Here is a 19,765-nt window from a genome sequence, read left to right as displayed (position 1 = left end):
CGGTCAAGAGCATCGTCCACAACGCCCCGGAAGCGAAAGGCTTCCGGGGCGTTGTCGTGTCTGCGAAGCGACGGCTGCGGTCGCTCAACCAAGCCATGCGGCCATGTCCCGTAACACCGGCGCCCAGTCACCCTCCATCTTCTGTCGGAGCACGGTTACGCCTCCGATCCATGGCGTAGCGGCCCCCGCGCTGCCCCAGCGCCAGTCGCCCGTTGTATTTACCGCGACGCACGTGGGCTTGCCCATCATTGCCGCAAGGTTGGCGACGCTCGAATCCACGGAGATGACGGCGTCCAGCTCGCCGATGCACGCAGCGGTGTCGTCGAACTGGAAAACGCCCGGCGAATAGCGAACGACGTCGCCTGCGGGCACGCCGGCCATGGGTTCCACCAAAGGATGGTGCAAATTCACGAATTGCACGGGCCGTGTCACGGCTGGGTCGAGAACGAGTCGATTGATCCCTTCTAGCGGGATGCTGCGTCGCGCGGCCCAGCAGCGCATGACACTACCGACCTCGGGACTATGACGCTGACTGCAATCCCAAAACAGGCCGACCAATCTTTTGCCGGGATTCTGCGTGCGAAGCTGCTGTGACCACGCGGCGGCGATCGCGCGTTTGTCTGCCGGAGCGCGCATATATGGACGGAAAGGTTGGGCCCGCGATGCCTGATCGCTCGCCAGAACCGGAGCGAAGAGCGACGGCATCTGGAAATCCGGCGAAAATGCCGCGACTTTGGCGTGAACTTCGGCGGGTAGAGGTTCGCCCATCTCTAGAGGGCGCTCTGCGCTGATGACTTCGATATCCGGAAGCGATGCCTGCATGAGCCGATGGATCTGTGGGTCCGACATGAGCAACAGACTCGCGCCGGCCGCCTGAAAATCGGCCAAGGCGGCAGCCAGCAGGAACTGGTCGCCGAAGCCCAGTTGATGCGTGATCAGCACACGCTTGCCGCGCAGGTCGTCCTCGCGGGACCACGGGGAAATGTCGGCGGCACAATAGCTTCCGCCCGCGCCGGGATCGAGGTTGCGCATCGTCCAGAACGCGAATCCGCGGCCGTCGCCATGCTTGAGCAGCGCTTCCCCGAGAAGATGAGCGGCCTTGGGAATCAGAGCGTGATTCGACGCGTGGGCGATCCGCCCGGCTTCGTCGAGTCGCGCGATCGCCTGTTCCAGATCTCCGGCCATCATCAGGCTATAGCCGAGCTTCAACTCAAACGCGGCGGGTGGCCAAAGCAGCGAGCGCTCCGCCATGAGGAGCGCGGCCGCTTCGGCGTGCCGGCCCACGAGGTTGAGCGCGTTCACGCGCAGGTGGACGAATTCCGCGTCGTGCGGCGTGAGCGCGAGTCCTCGTTCGGTCCATGGCAACGCGGCGTCTTCGAACTGGTGCGCGACGAGTGCCCTGCACATGTCCCGGATCAGCGGGACATTCTGCGGTTCGCGCTCGTGGCATGCCTGAGCGTCACGCAGCAAGTTCGATAAGGCGTGGTTCATGCTCTTTCCATCGTGCGTGCACAGATTTCGGCGCTGTACCTGGCGATATGCTCCCGCACCCCGGTCGCATACAGCTGCTCTTCGAGTTGCTGCGGGCTCCAGTGCTGCAGATAGCGTTCGCACATTGTCCTCACGCAACTGAATTTTCCGAGGTGGCAGTAATGCATGAGCAACTGTCTCATTTCGCTGGAGTTGAACGTGCGGATGTCGAGCGCAAGGGCGATGTCCATCATCGTGTCGTCATCGATGTGGCGCCACAGATTGCGCGCGCCATGAAAGCCGAATATCGGGGCTTGCGGGTCGGTGTATTCGCAGGCGAAGCGGCTTGCGATTTCCACAGGCGCAAAGCGAATGGAGAATGCCGTTTCCAGTTCTGTCCGATAAAGCCGGCAAATCAGGTCGTCTTCGTTGACATCGGGTAGAAGCTCGAAGCGCGGATCGGCGAGCGCCTGGATGAGTCGCATCGAGCGAAGGGAGAAACCGCCGTTGCCGACCTGGAAGCCTGCTTCGTGAAAGGGCCAAGGCGCGCCGACGTAGTCATAAAGCAGGAATTCTTCGCGCCAGGCCAAAGGGTCCACCACGTAGCCGTCCCATTGAACGATCAGCACCCACGGCGTGCGAACGTGCTGAATCAACTCTTTAAGGATGAATGCCGAATAATCGCCTTTCGATTTAAGCGGAGAAATCGGAATATGTCGCGCTTGCGTTGAAACCTGTTTGTCTGAAAAGAGAATTGCATCGGCGAATCGGCATTGCCTCATGCTGATTTCGAGTGCGCGAGCCGCCAATTGCGGATGAAGTGAATCAGCTGCACAGACTGTGACGTCGTGCAGGTCCACGATTGAGGGATGCGGCATTCTTCTGCGATTATGCGGGAGAAGTGCTCGAAGCCGAGCCGGGCAGACGCCTCGTGCTGAAATGGCGTAATGAATTCCGCGAGGATCTGAAGGACGCGGGCTGGTCGCGCTGCACTTACGACATCGAAGCGCTCGGCGAAGCGGTCAAGCTCACCGTCACGCATGTGAGCGAGAGCAAGCCATTCATCGAGGCCGTGTCGGGCGGCTGGCCGAAGATTCTGTCGAATCTCAAGTCGCTGCTGGAGACGGGTTCCGTTGCGCTCGTCACGAAATAACGCGACCATGGAAAACGGCGCGCTGTCCTTGCGGACAGCGCGCCGTTTTCGCCTTGCGCGATAGAGCCGTCGATCAGATCGCCCAGCCGCCGAGATAGAACACGGCGAGCACGACCGCGATGGCCACCGTACCGACATTCAGCTTGCGCCATTCGCCCGCGACGATGCGGCCGATCACGAGCGTGGTGAAGCCGAGCATGATGCCCGTCACGATATTCGCGGACAGCACGATATACACCGCGCAGACGAGGCCGGACATCGTGTCGACGGTATCTTCGAAATGCAGCTTGCTCACATTGCCGAGCATCAGCAGGCCGACGTACATCAGCGCGGGCGCCGTCGCGTAGGAAGGCACGAGCGCGGCGAGCGGCGACATGAACATCACCAGGAGGAACAGCACGCCGACGACGCTTGCCGCGAGACCCGTCTTCGCGCCCGCCGCCACGCCCACCGACGATTCGATATACGCCGCTGCCGGCGCGCCGCCGAAGCAGGCGGAGAAGATCGAGCTGAGCGAATCCGCGGTCAGCGCGCGGCCGCCGTTGACGATGCGCCCGTTCTGGTCGATCTGACCCGCTTGTCCGGCGACCGCGCGGATCGTGCCGGTCGCGTCGAACACGGCGGTCATCACGAGGGCGAGCACGCTGGGCAGCACGGCCATCGAGAGCGCGCCCTTGATGTCCATCGCGCCGATAAGCGTTGCATGACCCGGCGCCGACAGCGCCGGCCACGCGAACACGCCATGAAAGCGCACGGACGGATCGAAGATCAGGCCGATCGCCGAGAGGCCGACCACGACGAGGAGAATGCCGCCCGGCACGCGCCGGCGCTCCAGACCGAAGATCGCGGCGAGACCCGCCACGGACATCAGCACCGGGAATGCCGTGATATGCCCGAGCGACACCGGCATGCCGGGCGCGGGATTCTTGATGATCAGGCCGACATCGTTCGACGCGATCAGCAGCAGGAACAAGCCGATGCCGATGCCCGTGCCGTGCGCGACGCCCGTCGGCAGATTGCGCAGGATCCACGAGCGCACGCCAGTCACGGAAATCGCGGTGAACACGATGCCCATCAGGAACACGGCGCCGAGCGCGATGGCTGGCGTGAGTCCTTTACCGAGCACGAGACCGAAGGCCGTGAACGCCGTCAGCGAGATCGCGCAGCCGATCGCGATCGGCAGGCGCGCCCACACGCCCATCAGCAGCGAGCCGAAAGCGGTGGTGAGACACACGGCGACGAACACCGCGCTCGTGTCGAAGCCCGCCTTGCCGAGCATGCCCGGCACGACGAACACGGAATAGACCATCGCGAGGAACGTCGTGATGCCCGCGACGACCTCGCGCTTTTCCGTGCTGCCGGTTTTCGAAATGCTGAAATAGCGATCGAGAAAGCCGCCGCTGGCGGTCTGAACACTTTCCTCTCGTTCTGTGGGGGTGATGTCGATGTCGCCAAGCTGCTGGGCGGAGGATTCCATCATGAGCTGCTCCTTTATCAGCACGCTGAAACGGAACTCCGTGCACCGCGCTTGTCAGCTCGCCGGCACTGCGGGTCCATCGTCAGGGTCGTCTCGTATGTAGTTCTGGATGATGCCGGGTGACGCGCACGGATGGCTGCACTCGGTCAGGACAGAGACTAGGGGAACAGAACGCGAGGTCCAATCCCACGGAAAACATGCCGGTCATGCCGAGGTGCTTATATGCCGCGAATCCCGCGTGGGACGGGGCTTTAGCAGGACCGGCAAACGACCGGACTAGGGCAAACGCCTAGTCCGGTCCGGGGCCCTATTTTACTCGCTCGCCGTTGTGCGGCGCATTACTGGATGACGCGCGACACGCCGCGTCCGCGCGGGTCGGACATCGGCTGGGGCTTGTCGCCGTCGATGCGAATCGCCTGAATGTCGCCGTTGAAGCCCTGCATCGTGAACTTGTAGCCCTTTTCTTCGAGTTGCTTCACGACGTCCGGGTCGAGCTGATGAAACGGCTCCTGGTAGATCGTGTTCGGCGGCAGCAATTGATGATGGAAGCGCGTCGCGCCGACGGCTTCGGGCAGCGCCATGTTGAAGTCGTACACGTTCGTGATGACCTGGAAGATCGACGTGAAGATGCGCGAGCCGCCCGGCGTGCCGATCACCATCGCGACCTTGTCGTCCTTCGTGAGGATGGTCGGCGTCATCGACGAGAGCGGGCGCTTTTTCGGCGCGATGGAGTTCGCATCGCTGCCAACCACGCCGAACATGTTCGGCACGCCCGGCTTCGACGCGAAGTCGTCCATTTCGTCGTTGAGCACGACGCCCGTGCCTTCCGCGACCACGCCCGAGCCGAAATAGCCGTTGATCGTGTACGTGTTCGACACTGCGTTGCCCCATTTATCGACGACCGAGAAGTGCGTCGTTTCCGCCTTCTCGGGCATCGACGTGCCGAGTCCGGGCTGCACGCTCTTCGTGTCCGAAGGCGTGTCGGGATTGACCTCTTGCGCGCGCTTCAGGATGTAGTCGTCGTTGATGAGCTGCGCGACGGGCACTTTGTAGAAGTCCGGATCGCCGAGATACTGCGCGCGATCCGCGAACACGCGTTTCTCGATTTCGGACACGAGATGGATGTATTGCGCGGAATCGAGCGGCACGTCCTGGAACTTGTCCTTGAGGTCGGCCTTCATCTTCAGCAACTGCACGAGGCCGACGCCGCCCGAGCTCGGCGGCGGCGCGGTGATCACGCGATAGCCGTTCCAGCTCGCCGTGATCGGCTGACGCCACACCGCCTTGTATTCCTTCAGGTCGCGCGTGGTGATGAGGCCGTGACCTTCCATCGACTTGGCGATCAGATCGGCGGTTTCGCCTTCGTAGAAGCCTTTCGCGCCCTTATCCGAAATGCGCTGCAGGGTTTTGGCGAGATCCGGCTGCTTGAACACTTGCCCCGCTTTCATGCCGCCGAAGTACAGATCGAAGTTGGTCTTGCCGGCGAAATCCTTCGCGGCGTCGTCGCGCCGTTTGATCAGCTGATCGTCGACTTCGAAGCCGTCCTGAGCATACTTGATGGCCGGCGCGAGCACCTGCTTCCACTTCAGCTTGCCGAAACGTTTCTGCGCTTCCCACATGCCCTCGACGGTGCCCGGCACGCCCACCGCGCGATGTCCGTAGAGGCTCATGCCCTTGATGACCTCGCCCTTGTCGTCGAGATACATGTTGCGCGTGGCCGAAAGCGGCGCGCGCTCGCGATAGTCGAGAAAGTACGGGCGATGATCGACGTAGAGCGTCATGAAGCCGCCGCCGCCGATATTGCCCGCCTCCGGATACGTGACGGCGAGCGTGAAGGCGATCGCGACGGCCGCATCGACCGCGTTGCCGCCCTGTTTGAAGATCTGTTCTGCTGTGTCGGCGGCGTATTTGTCGGCGACCGCGACGGCTGAGGCGGTCAGGACCGCCGGCTGATTGTCGGGGGTTTTTGCGTAAGCCGGCGCGGTCTCGACGAATCCCGCTGTCATGAGCGCCGACGCGACGATGGCGCCGAGCGCGGCGGTCCGGATGCGTAGTTCTTTTTTCAAAAACATCTCCTGCGTTCTCCTTTGTTGCGTCTCACGAGAGATCAACGCTTATATACCACGAGCGGGGTGGCGATCAGGGCATTAGCTGGCCGCCGTTCACGTCGATGATCTGCCCGGTCACATAGCGCGACATCGCCTCCGACGCCAGATAGAGGAACGCGCCGCTGCAATCGTCGGGCTCGCCGATGAAACCCATCGGAATGGACTTGCGGAAGGATTCGAGCTGCTCGGGCGTCGTGAAGCGCTCCTGAAACGGCGTCTGGATCACGCCGGGCGCGACCGCGTTCACGCGGATGCGCTCCGGCATCAGTTCCTTCGCCATGCCCTTGGTGATCGTGCTGACGAAACCTTTCGATGCGGCATAAAGCAGCGCGCCCGGGCCGCCGCCGTTGCGCGCCGCCACCGATGTCACGTTGATGATCGAGCCGCCGCCGCCCGAGCGCAACGACGGCAGCGCCGCGCGCGTGAACGCGACCACCGAGCGCGCGTTGATGTGCATGACCTCGTCGAAGAGCTCGTCGCTCACGGACGCGATCGGCTCGCGTTTCACGAGGCTGCCCGCGTTGTTGATCAGCACGTCGATCTTGCCGAAGCTATCGACGACTTGCGCGACGGCCGCGTCGATGGCTTTCGAGTCGCGCACGTCCGCGCCGACGGTGATCGCGCTGACGCCGAGCGCGCGCACGTCCTTCGCGACTTCCTCGGCTTTGTCTTTGGAGCTGTTGTAGTGCACCGCGACGTTCGCGCCGTATTGCGCGAACGCCCGCGCCGCCGCGGCGCCGATGCCCGTGCTCGCGCCGGTGATGAGAATCGATTTGCCTTTCAGGTCGTGCATGAGTGCTCCATGTGGATGAGGGAGTGAAGCGAGCGCAACAGACGAGAGTATGAAACGAAGCGCGCAACCGTGTACGGCGGCGAGTCCGGGGCGGGGCACCATTCGCGTCGCGCGTGTGTCGAAGAAGGCGCGGGCGGGGCGCCCGCGACCCTCCAGGAGACAGACATGACTTCCCAAGTCGATCCGATTCCGAACGACCGTCGCGGCGTGATTCCGTACATGGCGGTGGCGGGCTGCGGCAGCGCCATCGAGTTCTACACGAAGGTTTTCGGCGCGACCGAAACGTTCAGGATCGAGCAGCCGGACGGGCGTATCGGTCACGCGGAATTGTCGATTGGGGGCAACGTCATTTACCTGTGCGACGAATTCCCCGATTACGGCACGGTCGGACCGCTTTCTGTCGGTGGCACGCCGGTGATGCTGCATCTCTACGTGACGGACGTCGATGCGGTCGCGCAACGCGCCGCCGACGAAGGCGCGACGATCCTGCGCCCCGTCGAAGACCAGTTCTACGGCGATCGCGGCGGCAAGCTGCGCGATCCGTTCGGACATGTGTGGTGGGTCGCGACCCACATCGAGGACGTGCCGCCCGAGCAAATGCGCGAGCGCGCGAGAAAGCTGTTCGGCGGCTGAGCCGCGCGCGACTCGTTAGTCCGCCGCGAGAGAGGCTTCTTCCGCCGCCTCGAACGAATAATGCTCGACGACGCGTTTCGCGGAATTCCGGAACGATGTAACCAGATCCGAGCGAATGCCGCTGCTCGGATACGACAGCACGTATTCATACTCGATGTCGGTCTCGAACGGCCGCACGACCACGCCGTGCGGGCGCCAGACCTTCGCCGCGAACGGCTCGACGATCGAAATGCCGAGCCCGCCCGCGACCATTGCGTAGCGCGTGTGCGCCGTGTCGGTGAAAACGGTGTAGCGCGGCCGATCCTCGGTGGATGAAATGAGCGATTGCTCCGCCTCGTAAGGCTGGCGCGAGTTCGGCAGCCAGCCGATGAGCTGTTCGCCGCGCAAGTCGGACGGGCGCACGATCTTCTTTTTCGCGAGCCTGTGCGTGGCGGGCATCGCGCACGCCGCGCGCGCCTTGAGCAGCGTCTCCACCTCGATCCCCGCGACCGCCGGAAACGCGAGGCTCAGCGCGACATCGGCCTTGTGGTTCTGCAGGTTCACCAGCACTTCGGGCACTTTCACCGAGTCGACCTTGATCGGCACGCCGGGATGACGCTCGGTGAAATCGGCGAGCACGGGCGGCAGGAGCGTCGTTGCGAGCACGGGCATGCACGCGACCGTGAGGCGATCGGAGGCTTCCTCGCGAATCATTTCCGCGACCTGTCTCAAACGCTCCAGCCCGAGAAAGTTCTCCTCGACGGACTTGTAAAAGCGCAAGCCGGCCGTCGTCGGATTGAGACGGCCGCCGATGCGCGAGAACAGACTGAAGCCGAGATCGGCTTCGAGATCGGCGATCAGGCGGCTGATCGCGGGCTGCGTAACGTGGAGCTTTTTTGCTGCGCCGACACTGGTGCCGGTCATGATGAGGCTGCGAAATGCCTCGATCTGGCGAAAACGGATCATCTTTCGGACGGCTCTGGAGCGGCGGTTATACGGCGACGCAATCTTATAGGAAACAAGCACTTGCTGCCGTGGTCCTGTTCGGCCGACGAGACCTCGAAAGTGCGTTTATCCAACAAATCGAACGACTATTCGAAAAATTTAGTCACGATAAGCACATGTGAGTGGCATCCGTCTTATTGATGCGAAATACTCGCCGCCAGCCCAAAGCGCGATTGAACGCGTCCGCGCAGCAAACGCCCGCCGACGCGAAGCGCAAGCCCGCAACATGCGCGGCGCGCCGGCAGTAAATAGAAAGCCTTTCGTTGGATTCGCTAGTTTCGATGCCGCTCTTTTATCTCGATCGAGATAAGCAAAGCGATGCGCGAAGGACTGCGAAAGTTCGCAAGCACGGCGAAAGGCGATAACCGATAAACGAGACAAAGAAGGATTCCTGTGATGTTTTTTGACATTCCCCAGATTTCGATCCGATGCACGAAGCTCGCCGCCGCAACGGCGCTGCTTGCCTGCTCCGCGCTGAACGCGTCGGCCGCCATCGTGCCGCCGGGCGTTGCGCTCGCCGCCAAGCAGGAACTCGTGCGCAACAACGGCTCGGAAACCGAGACGCTCGACCCGGCGATGGTGGAATCCGTGGGCGCATACAACCTCACGATGGATCTTTTCGAGAGCCTGACCGCCACGAACAACGATGGCGCGGTGGTTCCGGGCGTCGCCGAGAAGTGGGAACAGAAGGACGCGACGACCTGGATTTTCCACTTGCGCAAGAACGCCCGCTGGTCCAATGGCGACGCCGTCACCGCAAACGATTTCGTCTACGGCATTCAGCGCTTCGTCGATCCGAAGACGGCGTCGTCCTACGCCAATGTCTTCGGTGTGTTCCTACTGAACGGCAACGAAGTCGCCGCTGGCAAAAAGCCTGTCGGCGCGCTCGGCGTACGCGCGATCGATGCGTACACGGTCGAAGTCAAGACATCCGGACCGGTTCCGTTCATGCCCGAACTGATGTCGAATCCGAACTTTGCGCCGGCGCATCGCGCGAGCGTCGAGAAGTTCGGAAAGAACTGGACGAAGCCCGGCAACCTCGTGAGCAACGGCCCGTTTCAGCTTAAGGACTGGCAGGTCAACAGCAAGATCGTGATGGTGAAGAACCCGAACTATTGGGACAAGGCGAATGTGCAACTGACGCAGGTCACTTATCTGCCTGTGGAAGACGAAAACACGGACGTCAAACTGTTCCAGTCCGGCGAGAACGACATGACCTATCAGATGCCGACGGGAACCTACGCCAAGTACGTCAAGCAGTTCCCGAGCGACGCGCGAAATTCGCTGATCCTGGGCACGCGCTACTACAGTTTCAACAATCGCGATCCGCTGCTGAAAGACGTGCGCGTGCGCAAGGCGCTCTCGATGGTCGTCGACCGCGATCTGCTCGCGCAGCGCGTCACCGCCGATGGTCAGATTCCGCTGTACTCGGTGCTGCCAAAGGGCGTGGTCGGCGCGGAGGTCACGTCCTACGACTGGGCTTCGTGGCCGATGGCCAAGCGCGTCGAGGAAGCGAAGAAGCTGCTCGAACAGGCGGGCGTGAAGCCCGGCACGAAGCTGCGTTTTGCGATGAACACCAGCGATTACAACAAGAAGATGGCGATCTTCGTCGCGTCGGAATGGAAAACGAAGCTCGGCCTCGCGACGGACATCGAGGCGATGGAGTTCAAGGTGCTGCTGAAGAAGCGCCACGAGGGCGACTATCAGATCGCACGCAACGGCTGGGTGGCGGACTACAACGACGCGACGACTTTCCTGCAACTCGTTCAATGCGGTTCCGATCAGAACGACAACTTCAACTGCAACCCAAAGGCCGACGCGCTGATCAAGGAAGCAACGCAAATCACGGATCAAGCGAAGCGCACGCAGTTGCAGACGCAGGCCGCGAAGATCGTGATGGACGACTATCCGATGCTGCCGCTGCTGCAATACGGCCTGCCGCGCCTCGTCAAAAGCTATGTGGGCGGATACTCGCTGAAGAACCCGATGGACCGCTACCACAGCAAGGATCTCTACATCGTCAAGCACTGACCTCACTGACATAAGCGAAGGCGAAACCTCATGTGGTCCTACACGTTGCGGCGCGTGTTGCTCACGCTGCCGACTTTGCTGATCGTCGTGACGATCTGCTATCTGCTCTTGCACGCGACGCCGGGCGGTCCGTTCGACGGCGAGCGCAAGATTCCGGCCGAAGTGCTCGCGAACCTGCAGGCGAAATATCACCTCGACCAGCCGCTGTGGAAGCAATATCTGCTCTATCTCGACGGCCTCTTACACGGCGATCTCGGCGCCTCGTTCCGTTATGCCGACTGGAGCGTGAACGATCTCGTGCTGCGCGCGCTGCCGGTGTCGCTCACGATCGGCGGCGTGTCGATGCTGCTCGCCATCGTGATCGGCGTCGGGCTCGGCATCGCGGCGGCGCTGCGCCGCAACAGCATGGCCGACTACGTGCTCATGCTCGCCAGCAACGCGGGCAACGCGTTTCCGTCGTTCGTGCTCGGGCCGGTGCTGATCCTCGTCTTCGCGATCCTGCTTAAGTGGCTGCCCGCCGGCGGCTGGAACGACTTCCAGTTGCGCTACATGGCGCTGCCCATCGCGCTGCTCGTGATGATCAACGTCGCGACGGTCGGCCGCGTGACGCGCTCGAGCTTGATCGAGGTGCTGAACACGAACTACATCCGCACCGCGCGCGCGAAAGGTTTGCCGATGCGCACCGTCGTGCTGCGTCATGCGCTCAGGCCAACGCTGATTCCAGTCGTCTCGGTGATCGGTCCGCTCGCGATCTCGTCGATCACCGCGGCGGTCGTGACGGAATCGGTGTTCTCGCTGCCGGGCATCGGCAAGCTCATCGTGAACGGCGCGGCCAATCGCGACTACACGCTCGTGCTCGGACTCGTCGTGCTCGTCACCGTGGTGGCCGTGCTGCTCAACCTGCTGGTCGACCTCGCGTATGCGTGGCTCGATCCGAAAATTCGTTATTGAAAGGGCGCACGATGAAATCTGCTTCTCTGGCGCCGATGCTCGAAAAGGCGGTCGTGGGCCGCAGCCCGTGGCAGGACGCGCGCGCGCGTTTTCTGCGCAACAAGGCGGCGGTCGTGAGTCTCGCGCTGCTCGTGCTCATCACGCTCGCGTGCATCGTCGGACCGTGGCTGCTGCCGAACGAGTTCGATTCCACCGACTGGAATGCGACGAGCGTCGCGCCCATGCTCGCGAACTGGCACCTGTTCGGCACCGACGACACCGGCCGCGATCTGCTCGTGCGCTGCCTGATCGGCGGCCGCGTGTCGCTGATGATCGGCGCGCTCGCCACGCTCGCCTCGGTCACGCTCGGCATCGCGTGGGGCGCGATCGCGGGCTTCGTCGGCGGACGCGTCGATAACGCGATGATGCGCTTCGTCGACATGATGTACGCGATCCCGTACCTGCTCATCGCGATTCTGATGGTGACGCTGCTCGGCCGCGAGTTCTATCTCGTCGTCATCACCATCACGATCTTTTCGTGGATGGACATGGCGCGCGTCGTGCGCGGTCAGACACTGTCGATCCGCTCGAAGGAATACGTCGAGGCGGCGCGCGCGATCGGCGTGCCGACGCGACGCATCATCGCGCGGCATGTGGTGCCGAACCTGCTCGGCATCGTCGCAATCTATACGACCGTGACCGTGCCCGCCGTGATCCTCACGGAATCGGTGCTGTCGTTTCTCGGACTCGGCGTACAGGAACCGATGACGAGCTGGGGCGTGCTGATCCAGGACGGCGTCGGCGTGATGGAGTCCGCGCCGTGGATTTTGCTGTTCCCGGCGGCGCTGCTCTCGATCACGCTTTACTGCATCAACTTTGTCGGCGACGGGCTGCGCGACGCGCTCGATCCGAAGGACAGGTAAGCCATGCCGCTACTCGAAGTCAACGATCTGCAAGTCGAATTCAGGACGCACGACGCCGCCGTGCGCGCCGTGAATGGCGTGAGCTTCACGCTGGAAAAGGGCGAGACGCTCGGCATCGTCGGCGAGTCGGGCTCGGGCAAGAGCCAGAGCGTGCTCGCCATGTTGGGCCTGCTCGCATCGAACGGGCGCGCGAGCGGACGCGCGATGTATCGCGGCGAGAATCTCATCGGCATGACTAACCGGGCGATGAACCGCATCCGCGGCAATCGTTTGTCGATGATCTTTCAGGACCCGATGAGCTCGCTCAATCCGTATCTCACGATCGAGCGGCAAATGACCGAAGTGCTGGAGCTGCACAGGAACGTCACGCGCCGCGAAGCGAAGAAGCGCGCGATCTCGATGCTCGAAGCCGTGCGCATTCCGGAGGCGGCGCATCGTATCGGGCAGTATCCGCACGAGTTGTCGGGCGGCATGCGCCAGCGCGTGATGATCGCGATGGCGCTGCTGTGCGAGCCCGAAGTGCTCTTCGCCGACGAACCGACCACGGCGCTCGACGTCACCGTGCAGGCGCAGATTCTGCAACTGCTGCGCAATCTGCAACACGACTTCGGCACCTCGATCGTATTGATCACGCACGATCTCGGCGTCGTCGCCGGCTTGTGCGAAAAAGTGATGGTGATGTACGGCGGCCGCGTGATGGAGCAGTGCGATGCGAATACGCTGTTCGCGAAGCCTTCGCATCCGTACACCATCGGTCTGTTGCGCGCGTTGCCGCGTCTCGATCAGGACGGCGGCGAGCTGACCGGCATCCCCGGCAATCCGCCGAACATGGCGCATCCGCCGGCGGGCTGCCCGTTTCACGAGCGCTGCGCCGATGCCAGCGACGAATGCGCGGAGAACGCGCCCGCGCTTCAGTCCGTCGATGGCACGCATTGGCTGCGCGCGTGCCATCGTCCCGTCGCGGCGATGAAAACCCGCTATCAGGAAACGAGCCATGTCTGACGCGACGATGCTCTCCGTGCGCGACATGCGCGTGCATTTCCAGGTGAAGCCGAAGAGCCGCCTGCCGTGGGCGCCGCGCCGCACGCTGAAGGCGGTCGACGGCGTGAGCTTCGACCTGAAGGCGGGCGAGACGCTCGGTGTCGTCGGCGAATCCGGTTGCGGCAAGTCCACTTTGTCGCGTGCGATTCTGAACCTCATTCCCGCGACGAGCGGCGAGATTGTGTGGATGGGATCGCGATTGTCGGGCGCATCGGCGCGCGAATGGCATCGCGTGCGCGCCGACGTGCAGATGATCTTTCAGGACCCGCTCGCATCGCTCGATCCGCGCATGACGATCGGGCAGATCATCGCGGAGCCGCTCGTCGAGCATCGGCGCGGCTGCACCCGGCGCGAAATCGACGAACGCGTGCGCGCGATCATGGCGAAGGTCGGCCTGCGCGAGCAGATGATCAACCGCTATCCGCACGAGTTTTCGGGCGGGCAGTGTCAGCGTATCGGCATTGCGCGGGCGCTGATCGTCGAGCCGAAGCTCGTCATTTGCGATGAGCCGGTGTCCGCGCTCGATGTGTCGATTCAGGCGCAGATCGTCAATCTGCTCAAGTCGCTGCAAAAGGAGATGAAGCTCGCGCTCGTCTTCATCGCGCACGATCTGGCCGTGGTGCGTCACATTTCCGATCGCGTCATGGTGATGTATCTCGGCCGTGTCATGGAGCTCGCGGAGAAACACGCGCTCTATGACACGCCGCGCCATCCGTACACGCGCGCGTTGCTATCGGCGGTGCGGGTACCCGATCCGGCCGTCGAGCGCGCCAAGACCGTCCAGATTCTGTCGGGCGACATTCCGAGCCCGATCGATCCGCCATCGGGCTGCGTATTTCATACACGCTGCCCGATGGCGCAGGCGTCCTGCTCGCGCGAAGTGCCCGCACTGCGCACGCTCGGGTCCGATTCATCGGCGGCGTGCCTGTTTGCGTGAAAGGCAATTCACGCTGATTAGAAAATCAACGACATTCGAGGAAGACATCCCCGCAAACCATACCGTCCGATAACCTGTTCGGCCCAGGCCGCCCGTCCTTCGCCGTTTTCCAAATTCGCCCGCACGCCTCGACGCTTTTTCACGTCGCCGGGCGCGGCTATTCGCAATCCTCAGTTTCGATAAAGCCGTTTGCAGTTGAATCAATACAAGTGGAGACATTTCTCGTGAAAAAACAAAAACGTTCACTCGCGCTATCGATTTTGTTGTTCAGCGGTTTCATGGCGGCCACGGCTGCCGCGCACGCCGATGAATCCGATACTCAGCCGCTCTCGCGCCACACCGAGATGCCGCCGGATTCGCCGCCCAATACCGAGGCCGACGCGCCGGTGAGCAACCAGTCGAAAGCGCAGGGTTTCATCGAAGATTCGCATCTGAATATGCTGTTCCGTTCCTACACCGAGCACGACGATCTCAAGGGCGCGGGGAAAAAGGACGCCTGGGTGCTCGGCGCGCAGGCCGTGTTCGAATCCGGCTATACGAAGGGGCTGATCGGATTAGGCGGCGACGTGTCGCTCTTCGGCGCGTTGAAGCTGAACGGCGGGCAGGGCGCGGGCAATCGCGTGCACGTCGGCACGGACGGCGGCGGCTCGGATCAACTCGCGTGGGCGTATCCGGGCGTGTGGGACGTGAAAGCGCGCGTGTCGAACACGGTGCTGAAATACGGTCAGCAACTCTTCGACAACCCGTTTCTCGTGCCGCACGACAACCGCGCCTTGCCGCCGACTTACCGCGGCTTCTCGCTCGCCAGCGACGAGATCAAGAATCTGACGCTCAAGGCGGGCACGGTCGATGGCGTGATCGCGCGCGGCATGACGACCGTCACCGGCCTGACGAGCGAATACGGCGGCACGCACATCTCGCGCTTCTCGTACTTCGGCGGCGAATGGACGCACGGCGAGGATACGACCGTCTCGCTCTACGGCAGCGTCGCGGACAACGTTTGGCAGCAGTACTACCTGACGGCGACGCAGAGCATTGGCGATCCGAAGAGCATCCGCTGGACGGGTTCCTTGAACTACTATTACACGGGCGCGATCGGCGACAAGCTGCAAGGCTCGATCAACAGCAACGCCTATTCGCTCGCGCTCGCCGGCACGCACGGCGCGCATACGGTGCAGTTCGCGTTCCAGCAGATCGCGAGCGATCAGACGTTCGACTACGTGGGCCAGTCGGCGGGCGACTATCTCTCGAATTCGCTCGATGTCGACTACAACCAGCCGCACGAAAAATCGGTGAGCCTGTCGTATTCGCTCAACTTGAAGGAGTACGGCCTGCCGGGTGCGAAGTTCCTGGTGTGGGGCGCGTATGGCTGGGACGCGGACGGCAGCGCGATGGCGAACGGCGGCACTGCTCAGGCGGCCAATTACCTGGTGAACGGCAAGCCGATCGGCGGTACGCACTACGAAATCGGCGTGATTCCGAGCTACACGGTACCCGATGGCAAGCTCAAGAACGCGTCGATCAAGTTCCTCTACATGCACCATCACGCCAACAGCGCGTACTATCCGGACGGCACGAGCGACGTGTATCGCTTGTTGGTCAACATCCCCGTGAATGTCTTTTGATGGTTAAAAGCTACGAAGCGTAAACCCTACAAAAATACCCGTTTACATTACGTTTAACTTTCATTTATAAAGAGGGGGCGTGCTGCGGATTGCCATGTCTCGCCCACGCACGTCGCCCGGCAGCGCTCCCTCTGCCGGGCTTTTTTTTTGTCTGATCGAAGCGCGCGCACTGCAGCTTTCATGCGCTTACAAGGGCCGTCCGGCTCAGTGAAAACCCCTCCATTTCTTTCGCTTGACTTACTTGATATATCACATACTGTGTATATGCGACACAGCATGAACCAGCGTCGCGAGAGGCGTCGTTCGGCGTCCGAATACACAAGGCAGATTTGCCAAGGAGACAGGCATGGGAATGCACCAGATGGACCGCGAAGACAAGACGTCGCGCCTGGCGTCGCCGTGGGTGCAGTTGGTTTTCGGCGTGATTTGCATGGCGATGATCGCCAACATGCAGTACGGCTGGACGCTCTTTGTCAATCCGATCGACGAGAAGTACCACTGGGGCCGCGCGGCAATTCAGGTGGCGTTCACGATCTTCGTCGTGACGGAGACATGGCTCGTGCCCGTCGAAGGCTATCTCGTCGACAAGTACGGACCAAGGCCCGTCGTGGTCGCCGGTGGTCTGCTATGCGCGATCGCGTGGGCGATCAACTCGGTGGCGTCGTCGCTGCCGATTTTGTACTTCGCTGCCGCCGTCGGTGGCGTGGGCGCGGGCGCGGTCTATGGCACCTGCGTCGGCAATGCGCTCAAGTGGTTCCCGACGCGGCGCGGGCTGGCCGCGGGCATCACGGCGGCCGGTTTCGGCATGGGCTCCGCCGCGACCGTCGTGCCGATCGCCCACATGATCAAAGCGAGCGGCTATGAAACGACCTTCCTGTGGTTCGGACTCGGCCAGGGCCTCGTCGTGTTCCTGCTCGGCATGGCGCTCTATGCGCCGCCCGCGCAACTGCTCGCGACGGTGAAAAGCACGGTCAGGGCCGCGGTCTACAACGCGAGTCCGAAGCAGGTGTTGCAGTCGCCGATCTTCTGGGTCATGTACCTGATGTTCGTCATGATGGCCGCCGGCGGCCTGATGGCGACCGCGCAGCTCGGGCCGATCGCGAAGGACTTCGGCCTGCACGACTCGCCCGTGTCGATACTCGGCCTGACATTGCCCGCGCTGACCTTCGCGCTCACGATCGATCGCGTGCTCAACGGCCTCACGCGGCCGTTCTTCGGCTGGGTATCGGATCGCATCGGACGGGAGAACACGATGTTCATCGCGTTCGCGATCGAGGCGGTGGGCATCGTCGCGCTGTCGAAGTATGGACACAGTCCGGTGGCCTTCGTTGTGTTGACCGGCATCGTGTTCTTCGCGTGGGGCGAAATCTACAGTCTCTTCCCGGCGACGTGCGGCGATACCTTCGGTCCGAAATTCGCGGCGACCAACGCGGGTCTGCTCTACACGGCGAAGGGCACGGCGGCGCTGCTCGTGCCGTTCTCAAGCGTCATCACGACGATGACCGGAAACTGGCACGCCGTGTTCATGCTCGCGGCGGGAATGGCGGCGATATCCGCGCTGCTCGCGCTCTTCGTGCTGAAGCCGATGCGCAATGCGCATTCGCAGAAGCATGCGCGCGCTGCATCGCTGGATATGTCGTACTCGCCAGTGAAGGAGTGATGTAGGCGGGGCGGGCGACCCGGCGTGTCGCCCGTTTCTAGTTATCGAGCGCGCGCTTTCCGCGGGTTGCGACTGGTGGCGCGGCGCTTCGGCCGCATTGCGGATGCGCGGTTTGTCGTGCCGCCGGCAGATGGTCTCCTCGCTCTCTTATCCCCGTGATTCATTCCGGTGATTCGGGCGATCTCGCGGCGACGGAAGCGCGCTACGGCGACGCGCGAAACGAAAGCACGTGGCGCCGTGGATTCGATGCGCATCGAGGCGCGACGCAATGTGCGAGGCGCGGCGCACGCGTATCGATGCGGGCGAGACACGTCTGGAACGCGAGCGCGCACGCCGGCGAAACGAGCGCGAGAAGAACCAGACTTGCGTGAGCGTTCATGCCTGTCTCCGGTCGATGTCGGTTTGCGTGCCGACTGTTGCCCCATGAACGTAGTGTCATCGCGAAGGGCGCGCGGGCAAACCCGGCTGGCGCGGGGAGAGCGCGATTATTCAGGAGATAGAGAAAGCGAGCCCTGCATCGGGAGGGGCCGCGAATCAGAAGCGCGTGCCGACGCTGCAACCGCCGAAGCCGCCGCCGTTGGATGCAAAGCCGCCGCATCCGAAAAGGCCGCAGCCGGAAAGGGCGAGCGAAGCGCTGATTAGCGCCGCCGCGGCGCAGAGAGAACGAAGGCGTTTCATGGTGGGGTGGGATCAAAATCGGGAAGGACGGATGCGATTTTCGCGGAACCGGCGCATCCCGATGTCAAAAAACGTCGCGGTCTCAACCCGGCTTGCCGTCCTCGCGCGGCTTGAAGAGCGGCGCTGCATAGGCCGCGACATACAGCGCGAACGCGAGCACCCAGCACGCGCCGGCCGCGAAAACCCACGTCGAATGCCACGAAGGCGCGACGAGCGGCCCGAATACGCGCAGCGCGCCCGCCGCCATCACGAGCGCGTAGCACGCGACATCGCGTTTGTCCGCGATGAGCGGCCGACCCGTATGTCCGCGCGCGGTGCGGGTGATCATCGCGATGATCGCGCCGCCGATCGCGCCGGTCGCGAACGCATGCATCGCGAGGCTGTGCGGCACGCGCGTCCATCCGAGTGCGGAAAGCGCGAGCATCGCGAAGCCGATCGGCAGCCATGCGTAGGCGAGATGCAGGATCGCGAGAATCGGCCGTCCGCGCACCGCGTAGGAGCGCCAGCCGATCATCCGCGCGAGATGCACGCCGCACGCCAGCAAGGCGAGCGGCGCGACGATGATCGCGACGCCGGGCGCGAAGGCGTCCGCGAGGAACGCGGCGAGCGTGAGCGGCGCAACCGTCAGTTCGACGAGGCGCCAGCGCCGCGCGACGAAACTGGGGATCGCGCTGGCGGTGAACATCGGGATCACGCGTCCGCCGATCACGCCGACGAGCATCACGACGATGCCCACCGACGCATACATGGCGCGCATCGCGAGATCGGGGCGCGCGTCGATCGAGAAGGCGTGAAACGCGGCGTTCAGCGCGCCGAACGCGAGCAGCACGACCGCGACGAAGTAGTTGCGCCGGTTGCCCGCCTTGACGAGCACGCGCAACAGCAGCACGGCCGCGACGGGCAGGAACGCGCTATCCACAATCGCGGATGGCAGCGCGGGCCCGCTCCACACGAGCACGCGCCCGGCGAGCCATAGAAACGCGAGCGATGCGAGCGTCGCGCCGCTGGCCGTTTCGCGTCCGGTCCACGCGCGCACGGCCGTCAGCAGAAAGCCGACGACGATCGCCGCCGCGAAACCGAACACCATCTCGTGCGCGTGCCAGCCGACCGGGTCCGCGCGCAGCAGATAGCCGCCGAGGAGCGGCACGCCCGACAACACGAGCAGCCACACCGTCAGCGCGAGCCCGCCGAAAGCCGCGCCGCACAGATAAAACGGCCGAAAGCCGAGATTGAACAGCGCGAAACGCGGCCGATGCTCCGGCGAGCGCCGCTGCGGCGTAGCGATGAAAACGGTGTTCGGTTCTGCGATCTTCATGTTGTCC

The 19,765-nt window shown here is 63.1% G+C and carries 16 protein-coding genes and 1 pseudogene; 9 read left to right on the top strand and 8 right to left on the bottom strand.

The features are described from left to right. Positions 1-84: 84 nt before the first annotated feature. Both AWB82_RS20495 and AWB82_RS20490 read right to left on the bottom strand, forming a co-directional pair. Positions 85-1,470, bottom strand: a complete 1,386-nt coding sequence (locus AWB82_RS20495) for a glycosyltransferase family protein (RefSeq protein WP_235023371.1) — start codon at positions 1,468-1,470, stop codon at positions 85-87. A 17-nt stretch (positions 1,471-1,487) separates the two neighbouring features. After that, a complete protein-coding gene (locus tag AWB82_RS20490) occupies positions 1,488-2,330 on the bottom strand; it encodes a DUF5672 family protein (RefSeq protein WP_143756785.1) in 843 nt (280 codons plus the stop codon). 32 nt (positions 2,331-2,362) lie between these two features. Between AWB82_RS20490 and AWB82_RS20485 the strand changes: the two are divergent. Next, a pseudogene (locus AWB82_RS20485) lies at positions 2,363-2,623 on the top strand (SRPBCC domain-containing protein); the annotation flags it as partial. A 73-nt stretch (positions 2,624-2,696) separates the two neighbouring features. Here AWB82_RS20485 and AWB82_RS20480 read toward each other — a convergent pair. The 3 genes from AWB82_RS20480 to AWB82_RS20470 form a co-directional block, all read right to left on the bottom strand. Next, the gene (locus AWB82_RS20480) at positions 2,697-4,103 is read right to left on the bottom strand and encodes an NCS2 family permease (RefSeq protein ID WP_096031448.1); all 1,407 of its coding nucleotides are present in this window, start codon (positions 4,101-4,103) and stop codon (positions 2,697-2,699) included. A 335-nt stretch (positions 4,104-4,438) separates the two neighbouring features. Beyond that, complete coding sequence (gene ggt / locus AWB82_RS20475; RefSeq protein WP_407643020.1) at positions 4,439-6,106, bottom strand: gamma-glutamyltransferase; 1,668 nt, start codon at positions 6,104-6,106, stop codon at positions 4,439-4,441. Between the two features lie 133 nt (positions 6,107-6,239). Further along, positions 6,240-7,001, bottom strand: coding sequence for an SDR family NAD(P)-dependent oxidoreductase (locus tag AWB82_RS20470; RefSeq protein WP_086970442.1), 762 nt, complete (start codon positions 6,999-7,001; stop codon positions 6,240-6,242). Positions 7,002-7,166: 165 nt separating this feature from the next. Here AWB82_RS20470 and AWB82_RS20465 point away from each other — a divergent pair, with 165 nt between their 5' ends. Next, entirely contained in the window at positions 7,167-7,634 is a 468-nt protein-coding gene (locus AWB82_RS20465; RefSeq protein ID WP_086970440.1) for a VOC family protein, read from the top strand. A 15-nt stretch (positions 7,635-7,649) separates the two neighbouring features. Here the strand turns inward: AWB82_RS20465 and AWB82_RS20460 are convergent, their stop codons facing one another. Next, the gene (locus tag AWB82_RS20460; protein WP_086970438.1) at positions 7,650-8,579 is read right to left on the bottom strand and encodes a LysR substrate-binding domain-containing protein; all 930 of its coding nucleotides are present in this window, start codon (positions 8,577-8,579) and stop codon (positions 7,650-7,652) included. 435 nt (positions 8,580-9,014) lie between these two features. Here AWB82_RS20460 and AWB82_RS20455 point away from each other — a divergent pair, with 435 nt between their 5' ends. From AWB82_RS20455 to oxlT, 7 genes are all read left to right on the top strand, one after another. Next, entirely contained in the window at positions 9,015-10,649 is a 1,635-nt protein-coding gene (locus AWB82_RS20455) for a peptide ABC transporter substrate-binding protein (protein ID WP_086970436.1), read from the top strand. Positions 10,650-10,679: 30 nt separating this feature from the next. Beyond that, positions 10,680-11,600 (top strand): oligopeptide ABC transporter permease OppB, encoded by a 921-nt coding sequence (gene oppB / locus AWB82_RS20450; RefSeq protein WP_086970434.1) that lies wholly within the window; start codon positions 10,680-10,682, stop codon positions 11,598-11,600. An 11-nt stretch (positions 11,601-11,611) separates the two neighbouring features. Continuing rightward, complete coding sequence (locus AWB82_RS20445; protein WP_407643019.1) at positions 11,612-12,502, top strand: ABC transporter permease; 891 nt, start codon at positions 11,612-11,614, stop codon at positions 12,500-12,502. Between the two features lie 3 nt (positions 12,503-12,505). Next, positions 12,506-13,504: an ABC transporter ATP-binding protein gene (locus tag AWB82_RS20440; RefSeq protein ID WP_086970430.1), complete on the top strand. Its 999-nt coding sequence runs from the start codon at positions 12,506-12,508 to the stop codon at positions 13,502-13,504. Then, positions 13,497-14,480, top strand: a complete 984-nt coding sequence (locus AWB82_RS20435; protein WP_086970428.1) for an oligopeptide/dipeptide ABC transporter ATP-binding protein — start codon at positions 13,497-13,499, stop codon at positions 14,478-14,480. Before AWB82_RS20440 ends, AWB82_RS20435 begins: the two co-directional genes overlap by 8 nt. Before the next feature lie 224 nt (positions 14,481-14,704). Continuing rightward, positions 14,705-16,105, top strand: coding sequence for an OprD family outer membrane porin (locus AWB82_RS20430; RefSeq protein ID WP_086970534.1), 1,401 nt, complete (start codon positions 14,705-14,707; stop codon positions 16,103-16,105). A gap of 346 nt (positions 16,106-16,451) precedes the next feature. After that, positions 16,452-17,765: an oxalate/formate MFS antiporter gene (gene oxlT, locus AWB82_RS20425; RefSeq protein WP_086970426.1), complete on the top strand. Its 1,314-nt coding sequence runs from the start codon at positions 16,452-16,454 to the stop codon at positions 17,763-17,765. Positions 17,766-17,967: 202 nt separating this feature from the next. Here oxlT and AWB82_RS37685 read toward each other — a convergent pair whose 3' ends face one another. Then, positions 17,968-18,144: a hypothetical protein gene (locus AWB82_RS37685; protein WP_159462604.1), complete on the bottom strand. Its 177-nt coding sequence runs from the start codon at positions 18,142-18,144 to the stop codon at positions 17,968-17,970. Between the two features lie 381 nt (positions 18,145-18,525). After that, positions 18,526-19,758 (bottom strand): NnrS family protein, encoded by a 1,233-nt coding sequence (locus AWB82_RS20420; protein ID WP_086970424.1) that lies wholly within the window; start codon positions 19,756-19,758, stop codon positions 18,526-18,528. Positions 19,759-19,765: the final 7 nt, after the last annotated feature.

This window comes from Caballeronia glebae (assembly GCF_001545035.1).
GTDB lineage: Bacteria > Pseudomonadota > Gammaproteobacteria > Burkholderiales > Burkholderiaceae > Caballeronia > Caballeronia glebae.
The sequence above is the reverse complement of the archived record's forward strand: the minus strand, read 5'-3'. Positions and strand labels throughout refer to the sequence as shown.